11 protein-coding genes are annotated in these 11,638 nt (G+C 41.1%); 6 read left to right on the forward strand and 5 right to left on the reverse strand.

The window, feature by feature from the left end; all coding sequences use genetic code 11:
• Positions 1-191: 191 nt before the first annotated feature.
• The 4 genes from ACZ1GZ_RS01675 (at position 192) to ACZ1GZ_RS01690 (ending at position 6,833) form a co-directional block, all read left to right on the forward strand.
• A complete protein-coding gene (locus ACZ1GZ_RS01675) occupies positions 192-1,016 on the forward strand; it encodes a response regulator transcription factor (protein WP_472666689.1) in 825 nt (274 codons plus the stop codon).
• Positions 1,017-1,069: 53 nt separating this feature from the next.
• Entirely contained in the window at positions 1,070-2,665 is a 1,596-nt protein-coding gene (locus ACZ1GZ_RS01680) for an ABC transporter substrate-binding protein (protein ID WP_472666690.1), read from the forward strand.
• Between the two features lie 1,003 nt (positions 2,666-3,668).
• Positions 3,669-4,406, forward strand: coding sequence for a helix-turn-helix domain-containing protein (locus tag ACZ1GZ_RS01685; RefSeq protein WP_472666691.1), 738 nt, complete (start codon positions 3,669-3,671; stop codon positions 4,404-4,406).
• A gap of 450 nt (positions 4,407-4,856) precedes the next feature.
• The gene (locus tag ACZ1GZ_RS01690) at positions 4,857-6,833 is read left to right on the forward strand and encodes an autotransporter domain-containing protein (protein WP_472666692.1); all 1,977 of its coding nucleotides are present in this window, start codon (positions 4,857-4,859) and stop codon (positions 6,831-6,833) included.
• 206 nt (positions 6,834-7,039) lie between these two features.
• Here the strand turns inward: ACZ1GZ_RS01690 and ACZ1GZ_RS01695 are convergent, their stop codons facing one another.
• On the reverse strand, positions 7,040-7,435 hold the full coding sequence (locus tag ACZ1GZ_RS01695; RefSeq protein ID WP_472666693.1) for a VanZ family protein: 396 nt from the start codon (positions 7,433-7,435) through the stop codon (positions 7,040-7,042).
• A 451-nt stretch (positions 7,436-7,886) separates the two neighbouring features.
• On the opposite strand from ACZ1GZ_RS01695, the gene ACZ1GZ_RS01700 reads away from it, so the two are divergent.
• Positions 7,887-8,750 carry a helix-turn-helix transcriptional regulator gene (locus tag ACZ1GZ_RS01700; protein WP_472666694.1) on the forward strand — a complete coding sequence of 288 codons (864 nt, stop codon included), beginning with the start codon at positions 7,887-7,889 and terminating at the stop codon, positions 8,748-8,750.
• A 224-nt stretch (positions 8,751-8,974) separates the two neighbouring features.
• Here ACZ1GZ_RS01700 and ACZ1GZ_RS01705 read toward each other — a convergent pair whose 3' ends face one another.
• Positions 8,975-9,205, reverse strand: coding sequence for a hypothetical protein (locus ACZ1GZ_RS01705; protein ID WP_472666695.1), 231 nt, complete (start codon positions 9,203-9,205; stop codon positions 8,975-8,977).
• On the opposite strand from ACZ1GZ_RS01705, the gene ACZ1GZ_RS01710 reads away from it, so the two are divergent.
• Positions 9,190-9,498, forward strand: coding sequence for a helix-turn-helix domain-containing protein (locus ACZ1GZ_RS01710; RefSeq protein ID WP_472666696.1), 309 nt, complete (start codon positions 9,190-9,192; stop codon positions 9,496-9,498). The two genes, ACZ1GZ_RS01705 and ACZ1GZ_RS01710, sit on opposite strands and share 16 nt — an antisense overlap.
• Positions 9,499-9,530: 32 nt before the next feature.
• Here the strand turns inward: ACZ1GZ_RS01710 and ACZ1GZ_RS01715 are convergent, their stop codons facing one another.
• From ACZ1GZ_RS01715 to ACZ1GZ_RS01725, 3 genes are read right to left on the reverse strand one after another with little or no spacing between them, the layout of a single operon-like run.
• Complete coding sequence (locus tag ACZ1GZ_RS01715) at positions 9,531-10,091, reverse strand: LemA family protein (RefSeq protein WP_472666697.1); 561 nt, start codon at positions 10,089-10,091, stop codon at positions 9,531-9,533.
• A gap of 14 nt (positions 10,092-10,105) precedes the next feature.
• Positions 10,106-11,131 (reverse strand): hypothetical protein, encoded by a 1,026-nt coding sequence (locus ACZ1GZ_RS01720; RefSeq protein ID WP_472666698.1) that lies wholly within the window; start codon positions 11,129-11,131, stop codon positions 10,106-10,108.
• Complete coding sequence (locus ACZ1GZ_RS01725) at positions 11,109-11,564, reverse strand: hypothetical protein (protein ID WP_472666699.1); 456 nt, start codon at positions 11,562-11,564, stop codon at positions 11,109-11,111. Before ACZ1GZ_RS01725 ends, ACZ1GZ_RS01720 begins: the two co-directional genes overlap by 23 nt.
• Positions 11,565-11,638 lie beyond the last annotated feature (74 nt).

Here is an 11,638-nt window from a genome sequence, read left to right on the forward strand (position 1 = left end):
CCGCACATCATTAATTTTGAGTTGGGGCCCCCGCAATTGTAACTAGTTACAGATTATGCAAATTTCTCATACAGAGGACGACTTTGCAGGAGCTTCAATTTTTCTCAACAAGTTTCAATTGAAGAAAAAGTGTAGCTATATTGTAATTTATTACAGTGTAAAAATACGCTAAAAGAATCTATGTGAAAGACATGAGCAAAAAAAATCAATGTTGCAAATTAACTTCGATTATTGGTGAGATATCAAAGATTGAGTGCGCCAACAGTTGGACAGATGTCATGCGTTCACTGAAAACTTGTTTTTCTTTATATAATAGCCAGCATTACATAATCACCGGCCTACCAATGCCGGGTAAAAAATTGAATGATTTAATTTTGGAAATTGACTGGAAGGACTTTGAAACTGGGAGAAATTACACCCCAGACAGTAATGAAATTGTTATCAATAAATGTGTTGATTGGAAAAATTTTCTGATCTTGAAGGAACATCTTCATAATAAATCTGGGTTGGCCCAAGCTGCTGGTTTGCCGCGTGATAATTTAGACATACTGATGATACCAATTGATCCAATATACCAGTTCCAAGGCGCGTGTATTCTGACGATTGAGAAAATACCGGATCTCCATGAAGAAATTGCAATGAACAATATAAGTTACGCGGATAGAACTGCTTTAAAGTGTGCGATTTCTGCGTCATTTATTAGAGCCCGGGAATTCAACATGCTAAAAATGAGGGAGGGAGAGCTGACATCAAGAGAGCGCCAAGTCGTAAGTCTGTGTGCACTTGGCTACACGTCTGGCCAAATTTCCCAGGCAATAAACATATCCAAGCGAACGGTGGTGGCACACGTTCAAAACGCAAGCATGAAACTTGACGCGAGAAACAAGACGGAATGTGTTATACAGGCTATACGCTACAATCAAATTGGTGTTGGAACGAAAACTCATAGAGGCTTCTTTGAAATAGAAAATGAAATTCTAGTACAGAAATCATATGACGCAAAGATGTATTTTTAACGCCGCAATTTGAGAACAACTGCTCTTGAGATTCAATAAGTAGATAAAGATTAATGCCCTATTTAAAGCTCATAATTAACGCATTTTCCGCTTTAATTATACTCTCTAACTTCGCTACTGCAAAAACTCTGATATTTTGTTCCGAAGCCGCACCCGAAGGATTCGATCCTGCGCTTTATTCATCAGCGACAACCTTTGATGCATCTTCAAGAACAATCTACAACAGGTTAGTGGAATTTGAAAAAGGCACAACAAATATTCGTCCAAGCCTAGCACAGAGCTGGAACATATCGGATGACGGACTTACTTATATATTTAACTTACGTAAGGGAGTTAAATTTCATAAAACGAGTTACTTTACACCCACACGAGACTTTAATGCCGACGATGTTATTTTCAGCATCAACAGGCAATTCAATCAAAATCATTCATTTTACAATTACACTGGGGCATCCACTTGGGAACTTTTCCAAGGCATGTCCATGCCAACACTCATAAAGACAATTGAGAAACTTGATGACTATAAAGTCAAAATCACATTAAATAGACCTGAAGCCTCTATGCTCGCAAACCTTGCGATGGACTTCGCATCAGTTTTATCTGCAGAATACGCATCTCAAATAGAAGCCTCAAATAAGAAACATGATTTGAATTTTAATCCAATTGGCACCGGCCCCTTCCAATTCGTCAATTACAGTCTTAATAGCGCAATTAGATATCAAGCCCATCCGCTTTACTGGAAGGCGAAACAAAACATTGAAAACCTCGTTTTTTCAATCACACGTGATGCAGCGGTGAGAGCTCAAAAACTAGTTGCAGGAGAATGCCATATTTCAGCATACCCCAGTCCTTCAGACATCAGTTATCTCAAAAATAAACCTAATCTAAAGGTATTGGAACAGGAGGGACTAAATATTGGTTTTATGGCCTATAATACGAAGGTTGCGCCTTTCGATAACCCAAAAGTTAGAAAAGCTCTTAATATGGCAATTGACAAAAAATCCATCATTGATAGCGTTTTCCAAGGATCAGCCCGTATCGCAATCAACCCGATACCCCCTTCGGTTTGGGGTTATAATGCTTCGATAAAAGACGATGAATACAATCCAACTCTAGCGAAGCAGCAACTAGACAACGAAGGAGTTAAAAACTTATCAATGAAATTATGGGCTATGCCTGTGCAGCGTCCATACAACCCCAATGCAAGGCGAATGGCCCAACTCATCCAAGAAGATTTCAGAAGAATCGGTGTTGATGTTGAAATTGTCACATATGAGTGGGGTACTTATTTGAGTAAATCACGCTCTATAGATAGAGATGGTGCGTTGTTACTCGGCTGGTCAGGTGACAATGGTGATCCAGATAATTTCCTATCTCTTTTGCTCGGATGTGATGGCGTTGGTGGATCGAACAGAGCGCATTGGTGCCATCACGAATATGATAAGTTAATCAAAAAAGCAAAATCTGAAACCGACAGAAATATACGAATGGAGCTTTACCACGAAGCTCAAAAAATCTTTAAAGAACAAGCTCCTTGGGCAACGATTGCACATTCATTAGTTACAGTCCCCATCTCAAAAAATGTTTCTGGATACAAAATCGATCCCTTGGGCGGTCATTGGTTTGAGGGATTAGATCTCGTTAATTAAAACCTAGCACACTGCTAGCACAGCAAAAATAAGCAACTGAAATCACTGAGAAAAATAGCTCATTACCATATTTGCCAAGGTTAGGGTCGGGCGTTCGAATCGCCTCGCCCGCTCCAATTTTCACAACAATATCAATAATTTATTTCAAATGCTGCACTGCCATATACCCGGCTACTTGCTAGCACATAGCTAGCACAGTGCGATTTTAGCGAAATTGAGATCAATGATTTCAATGCTTTAACAACACACGTTTCTCAAATCTAGCACACTTCTAGCACAGTCACTGACCCTTGCACTTTTTTGGTGCGCGGTATTTAGGCTGGAATTGGATTACCTGAAAAACATATTTGTCGTTGGAACGAGCTAAGACTGACTTGGGTTAATGTTATCGATGTTTGCGCTATATCTTCAGTTAAGACTATTCAGTAGGTCGTACGTTTATAACTTAGTTGCCGAATATTTAATGGCCCTTTCCCTAGAATTTTTAGATGTCGATTCTGATGAATTGCCATCATGGTTTCCATTAGTTGCATCCCTCAAAATAGTACGTATCACTTGCATACTATAATTCATATGGTTATGAGATGCTCCAGACTTACATGTTTGGATAGATCGTAAATGGCTTAAATCATTTAAATTAATTTCTAATCTAGCACTAGGGAACTTTGTATTGGGGGGCAAAGGTGGATTTCTTTTTAATTGATATCGCTGTACGGGGGGCGACTACGGGTGGGTTCTTTATTTTGGCTTCATTATTGGCCTTTGGACCAGTCCCAAAAGAAGTTAAAATTGCTTTTGCCTTGATGTCTGTGAGTGTGTTGTGTCGACTTTGGGGCAATTCCCCCTCAGAAATTAATATACACGAAGACGTCGTACAAACCTTACGTTATATAGGTGCTATATCTCCCTTTTTTTCACATGGTTTATACTTGTAATATTTGTCGATGATCGTCACCAATTTGCGTTTTGGTTGGGGTCTGCAGCGATAATATGTATCGGTCTCATGTTGGCTCCAATTTACCGAGAGCTCGCACTTCCCCTTCGCCTCTTTGCAGTGATTCACTTTGGTAGTTTAATGGTCATAATCATTTGGGCGGCACGTGAAGACTTGTTGTCCCGGCGTCGACGTGCACGACCGTCTGTTGCCGTAATTATTCTTCTTAGTGTTGTTTTTAATGCAATGACGTTAAATCCTATGATCGGAAATTCATCTTTATTGTTTCCTTTTTTATCATCTCTTTTTACGTTCATCATTCTGATCGTTTTTACGATTTGGTCGTTCAAAGTAAACACACATCACTGGATTGGCGAAACTACGCAGCACGTCAAATCGGGACCAAGCACTGATCATATAAGGGCAACACAAGCGGCGTTAGCGCGCCGAATTGAATCGGCTATGCATATTGGTGTATGGCGCAAAGAGGGACTAACAGTTGGCGGTTTGGCTCTGGAAGTAAACGCCCCAGAGCATCAAGTGCGAAAAGCTATCAATCAGACTTTAGGATATCGCAATTTTTCAAGCTTTATTAACCATGCAAGGATAGAGGCTGCCAAGATAAAACTGACGTCTCATGAAATGGCTGCTACATCAGTACAAGAAGTTGCTTATGAAGTGGGGTTTAGCTCGCTTGGTCCGTTCAACCGCGCATTCCGTGAAAGCACTGGTTTCTCCCCATCAGAATATCGTGCAGTCCATTTGGCAAAGTCCCTCGCCGAATCTAAAAATCTTAATCGATTCTAAAAAAACACTTCCAATTTTCAAATTCAGAGCGCATTTACGTCGGTTCCTTGAGAAAGAGTTGGTCAAAATCCAATCCATTTTCAATGAATGAGGGCACAAATGGGAAATACCCATTATCAAATAAAATCTCTTAATAATAACGTTCCTCAAGTGCAAACGATGCACAATGATGGGAACCTTAGCGCTCTGGCCACGTCGTTTCTGCAGAATTTAGTAAGATATCCAGACACAACTAATCAGGATGACAAACGCCAACTCGCCGCCTTTGTCTAACTGATCAACCGTAACAGTGATGAGCCGATGTGCCCTCCAGTTGGAACTCAACTTTCAATTATTTGATGATTGTCGAATTAGAGGCGTCAAAAGACGCACTAAGAGACAATTAGCATCGCACATCACACCAGCCAAATACCTAAACCCGACAGGGATTTAAACCAAAGGAAAGTTATAATGTTTACGAAGAAGCTCCTGTCGGCATTGGTTTGCGCTGTATCGATGGCGCCACTCACAGGTCTATCGTTAATGATCAGCTCGCTTAGCGCGCAGGCCCAAGTCGCTTGCCCTAATGATAGTGTTCAGACCAATCAGGTTGGAAATTATGCATACAGTTTCGCCGAGCGGAATTTATCTGGAGGAAGCGCAACCTGCACGTCTTCAGTCGCGATTCCAACTGATGGCATTCGTGTTTTCTCAAGTTGGGCTGACTGTAGCTCTGGCGTTTTTAAATTTGTGAGGGAGTCTGGTGGTGGGGCAGTTCCAACGTCACTTGATTGCCCTAATTGTAACAATACAACTTCACGTGAGGCAATTTTGGCTCCGGGAACATCATCATCTGTGACGGCTTTTTTCAGCTTCCCCGATAGCCAAGTAGCGCGTTATACCGCAACAATTTCTAGAACGGCAGCAGATGCAAATGGCAGATATATTTGCAGCATTGCCAGCGCTCAATTAGCAGGCGGCGCCTTTGGAGGAGATCTTACTGCGCCTACAGTTTCGATATTAAACACACCTTCCAGCCATGATGGTGTGAATACATTTTATGCTGATTTTGAATTTTCCGAAGATGTTACAGGATTTGAGATTGGAGACGTAACCATTGGGAACGGATCGGTATCAGATTTTGTAACCATCGACGCTAGTAACTATCGAGCAAAAATCACACCCTCTGGTGCGCACGCTATCACAATTGATGTCAACGCTGATGTTGCACAGGATAGTGGACTGAACGGCAATACCGCTGCTACCCGTGTCACCATAACAGATAGTGCAATTGAAAAGCCAATTGAACTCATTGGCTCATTCATTCAAGCCCGGGGTGATCTCATCACACAAAACCGGCCAATCCAATCAAGGCGTATTGATCGATTAAATGGCAATGATACAAACGACGGTAGCGTATCAGGTTTTGGCCTGACCGTCATAAGTGGATATTTGCCATTCTCTGCAAGTTTGGGCGAAAATCAAAGCAGCTTTGCTTATAGCATGCGCAAATCTCGAGCTAAAAAGCCTGAGGCGCGTGTGGCTGCAAACCCGGTTGCCGCGAGCCAAACTGATGCATTGGCCTATGCTAATACGACCAATGTAAATAGCGCTTATGATGCATTCGATGCTCTGGCCCCTGCACACGGTGCTAATGAAGAAAAAAGTGATGATATCAAACGTTATGATTTCTGGGTGGAAGGCAATTACAACCAGTTTTCTGATACAAACGGGGAAGGTAGTTTTACAATCCTGCATTCCGGTGTTGATTATCTCGCCACAAAAAATCTTCTGATTGGTTTAGGCAGTCAGTTAGACTGGACAAACTTAGAGCAAACAAACGGGTCAGGAAATGCGGAAGGTTTTGGCTACATGTTTGGCCCATATTTAACGGCCAAACTGACTGATCGTTTCTATTTTGATGTCAGCGCATCTTGGGGCAAGGCAGACAATACAGCATCACCTTTTAATACATTTTCTGACGAATTTGATTCAGAAAGATGGTTAGTAAATGCTGCTCTGACAGGTGATTTCGATCATGGATATTTCAATATTCGTCCTGAAGTCCGTCTGAGTTATTATCGCGAGGAAACGGACGCATTTATCACAAGTTTTGGCGCAAATATCCCGAGTTTAAGCTATGAAGCAGGGATAATAAATTTCGGCCCAACTATATCAACAAAACATAATTTGAATAATGAATTTGTTTTGTCACCGCATGTTGGTTTGAAGGGTATTTGGACCTTTGTATCGGAAAATACAGCATATCAATATTTATCAAGCAACCAAAATGCAGCGGATAAAGGGCTGCGAGCGTCTACCGAAGCAGGATTTTCGCTCGTTCATTCAAATGGCGCAAGCTTTGATATCTCTACGTCATATGATGGAATTGGCGATGATGATTACCAAGCTTGGTCAATCAAAGGCGGCATTGCTATTAAGTGGTAGCGATGAAAAAGTGTATCAGCAAACCAGACTGAATTGTCGGTTTAAAACGCTCATTGAGTTGAAGCCAAAAATGGTAAAACATTAGCGACACAGTCACTGACCCTTGCACTTTTTTGGAGCGCGGTGTTTGGGTTGGTTTTCTTTGTTTTCAAAGTGGGCTACTTGATTGAATGTGAATTGTCGGGTTGGCGCCAAATGCAGAAACGTTATGTATGTTGATCCCGCCGAAATTTATTTTGCTTTAAAAAATGACGGGTAAGTAAGAAGATGACTAGTGCCCAACCAACACCTAGTATATTTGGCACTAAATCCCAAGCGCGACAATGACCGGTAATGAAAAAACTTTGAAGGACTTCCATTGTTACGGAGAATACCAAAACTCCTAGGATAGTTTGCCAAATAGCTACATTTTGCAAAGTAAATAATGCAATCAGGCTTATAATTCCATATCCAATAATGTGTTTCGCGTTAACGAAAGAATTTATGAATTGGTCAAAAGTTGGAAAATATTCACATGATTGACTAGCGAAATTAAACCCAGAACGCAAAGGCTCATAAGCAGTTGCCAAAGTAAGAAGAAGAATAAGTGGAAGCTTTTTCACTTAAATAGAAACCATATCATAATGCTGCGCTCGTTTGAATTTTAGATGCTTTATATAAAGCCTGCTTTGTGGCAGCCATGTGGTCAAATCGCATATTCGCAAGTTGAATTTTGCTATTTATCTGAAAACTCAAAACCCCTGTCATCCTTCAAACTGAATTTCTCTTAGGGGCCATCTGCTGCCGTCACTCTAAAAATACTGACCTCTACTTTGAATTCACAAGCAGTTCTTTAAGCCAGTTTTGGATCATGATTTTCTTTGGTTGATTTTGAATTTGGCTGGCTGCAGCTTGAGTGAATAGCTAGCACAGTGTTAGCGTGGGTCGGATCTTGAGCTGTCAGCTTGATTGATGTTCAACTACTGGCTTAGCCCGTAAAAACTATTTGTATTTGTGTGAGATCTCACATGCTAGCCAATCTGAATATGGCTCAATCTGATGTGGGAGATGCAATTGAATTTCAATGCAAAGAATGTGGAAGCAGAAGAGCTTCCTTACGTGATTACCAAGCGCAAGGGATCACGCAATTATATGATGCGGTTTTCACTGGCCGGACACGGCCAACAACGTGTGTCACTTGGAACTGATGATCTGGCTGAAGCACATTATAAAGCCAAAGACATATATGCTGATGCCAAGTTCCAAGCCAAACATAAGATACTGGAAGGAAAAACAAGCTTTGATCGGGTCTGTAAGGGCTACATCGATAGTCTGTATGTGGATGCGAGGATTGATCCCAAAGCTTTAGCCAAAGCCAAATATGCAAAACGTATTGGTGAACGGTTTCTCATTGGCTTTTTTGAGAAGCAGACAATCAACACAATTGGTGAACCACGAATTTATGAATATCTGGATTGGAGAAAGAGCTATTGGATCAATGGACCAGGTAGAGATATCCATTTCATTGAATATGAACGTGGGTCAAAGACAATCATATGTCCTGTTGAACATGTAGCACCTTCACTGAATACGCTTAAACGTGAAGCCAATGTCTTACGTGGTGTGTTTAAATATGCTGCTCGAAAAGGCATCACGCTTGAACTTAATGAACTAGCAAGACTTGTTGGTGTTGCACCGAGAAGACTGAACATCATTTTCAATGAATTATTTGGCCATAGTGTTTTTCAAATACTTACGAAGGAAAAACTTGAAAGAGCACGTATGGATTTAGAGAACGGCTCTGCGACGATCAAAGAAGCTGCTTATCAAGCCGGGTACAATCATACGACCAGTTTTTCTGCAGCGTTCAAAAAAATGTATGGTCGGTCGCCTAGCGAAGTCAGTTCTTACGAATTTAACACGATCGACGATGATTAGAATTAGAGATCACATCTAAAGCCGTCTGATCAAAAGAGCGACCTATCTTTTGAGGAAAAACGGATAACTTTAGATGGAAAAAAACACGCGCAGATTTATAAAATCTGCACGTGTCTCTGTCACTTAAATCTCATATCAATGGAACGACGTAAGAACCTTAAATGGGTAAGTGACTACTAAGATAAGTCTGTCAGAAGAAAAACTTATTGATTAGTCTTTCTTGCTTACTGATACTCATCATAGCTGGAATAATGGGAGACAAGCATATGCTGGAAATCTGAACATCTTCCGTAATTTGGAAAACCATAATGCTTTGCATCTGCATCACATGCATTCAGCTCTACATGAAGTTTTAAAAGTGCTTCATCGGTTAGAACATAATCTCCATCATCATTTGCCTGAGATAATGTAACTTCAAACAAAATACCCAAAAAGACCAGTGCCAATAGTTTCATATCCATCTCCTTTAACCAAAGCTTCGCCGCTGGCAGAAGCTTTTGATAAGACATTTGAGGCCATCTCAAATCTGGAGCGTGGCAAAACAGCACCCAACTTCTCAACGCTTAACGATATTGCAAAAGCCCTTGAAGTTCCTATGCGGGAATTCTTTGAGGGTGTCGATCCTCTGCTAGATCAGGATCGCCAAACACTCTTTGCCCAGCTTAATCTTCTCGCATCTCAGATGGATGATGACACGCTTGAGCTGTTTCTCAAGCTGGGTGGTGTGTTGGTAAATGAGCGGAAATAACTTCTAAGTCTCTTCCAATAAAGTCTTCATAATTATAAATTGACGACCGGATCTTCAGCAATGATTTTTTTCTCTTCCGCACTGACATCAAACATGTCTACTGATTTGAACCCGTGAAAATTTGCAATATAGTTTGAGGGAATGCTCAGAATTTTCGTATTATAAATCTGTACATTGCCGTTGTATAATCGACGCGAAGCAGCGATCTGATCTTCCGTTTCCTCAAGTTGAGTTTGAAGCAACTTGATATTTTCATTTGCGGTAATTTCCGGGTTATCTTCTGTGTAACCAACAAACGAAGTTAAAGCACTGGTCAAGGCAGCTTCCGCTTCTGTGACAGCTTTTGGTTCATTATGAGCGAGAGCTTTTAGCGCCTCGGTTCTAGCATTTTGTATTTTGTCGACAATTGCATTTTCATGATCCATTGCAGATTTGACCGTGCTTACCAAATTCCCCACAAGCGCGTGTCGGCGTTTCAGCTGAACGGTGATACCGGACCAACCTTCCTGGACTTTGGTTTTTGCAACCACCAATTTATTGTAAAAACGAATGTAAATTCCAACGGTAATGGCAATTACCATAATGATGCTCATAAACATGACATTTCCTATTCAGCATATCTTTTAAATGAGGTTGCAGCTTCCGATAAGGAAGCAATTGTTTGTTCGATAAGCCCATCAAGTTCATCCTGATCTGAGCTGACAATATTGTGGCTGCCTGCAAAAAACACCGCATGACCATCAATGATAATCCGTGTTGAATATCTATCTGCCAAATCGATGAGTGTTGACTGAAAAGCAGGCGTAAGCACCTGCAGCAGTGGTGCTGACATGCCTTGCGCCACCGATTGTCCATCCTCAGAACTCAAACGGATATTATAGGTACTGTTGAACTGAGTGTTTTCAGTTTTGATATCAATATCAAGTGGTCCCAAGGGTGTTTTAAATTCGGGAAAAATTTCAACTCTGACCCTTGTATCGCGCGCTAATTCATAACCGACAACAAAGGTTAGTACCTGGCCAACCATATTGCCTTTTACACCTTTGGTCTGGTTCTTGGGGCCACCAAAAAAACTGGCGGAGGTAATTAAATCAAGCCCCATCCAAAGCGGAATATGTCCATCTCTGCTATGACCCCACACTTCATATCGCAACGAAATTGGCAACGCCGAGCCAAGCTTCATTTTAAAAAATGGCAAAAGGCGTTTTGAAACAGCAACTCGACGATCTGGCGCAATTTCGCTACGCATCGCGAATTTAAGTTTATTTGCGCTTTTCTTAACCGATCTTTGCTTTCGTTCCTTTGCACCGGAATATTTGGGAACCAATATTGCATAGAAAATGACTGCTGGGATTAAAGAGCCAATTATCAAAATCCAGATCGATTGAGATCGGGCAATGAAGAAGAGACACACAAACAGGACAACTGCCACGATTGGCATAATTACCGCGAGTTTGACGAAAACCTGCGGGATATAAAATTTTGGTGATGCTTCAAGTTCTGGTCCGTCGATCACATAAACAGATGTTTCAAACGGATCCCAAAATTCACCACTTTGTCCGTTTGCATCCTCTGAGCTAGAGCTGTCATTCATCGCATATGTATGCATTTTAACAATCAACCTTAAACTCATATCTGCGCTGGAAAGACGTTTGATTTCGCGCCGGTAGATAGCTGGTTTTAAAAGGAGTATTCATGCCCAGTTTTATGCCATTCCGCGTTATTTTTATGAAACATAAACTATTTAATTCCACTCGGATTTCCTCCTCGCAAAACCGCTCATCTTCTATCGCGTAAATCTTCGCAAATTGGATGATCTTCATATCTTGGCGAGAAATAGCCTGCTTAATGAGAGGCAAGTTTTTGAGGTGATAACCAGAACTTGTCTCTAAGTTAATCTTGAACTCGAGGTCATAATGATCGCTTGAAGGATCATCGGATTTGACTTTTTGCATCACAGGAAAAAGTTCTAAAGAACAATTAGCAAACGCAGATGCGGATGATATCATGAGAACTGCCCCCAGCAGAATGCCAAACCGCATCATCTTTTTACTTACCCGTCTCAAATTTATCTCCTGAAATATTAGCAACGTACTAATCTCAAAAAGTATACCAACGCGTCATTCAAATGGGTGATGTG

Source organism: Lentilitoribacter sp. JB5-8, assembly GCF_055693385.1.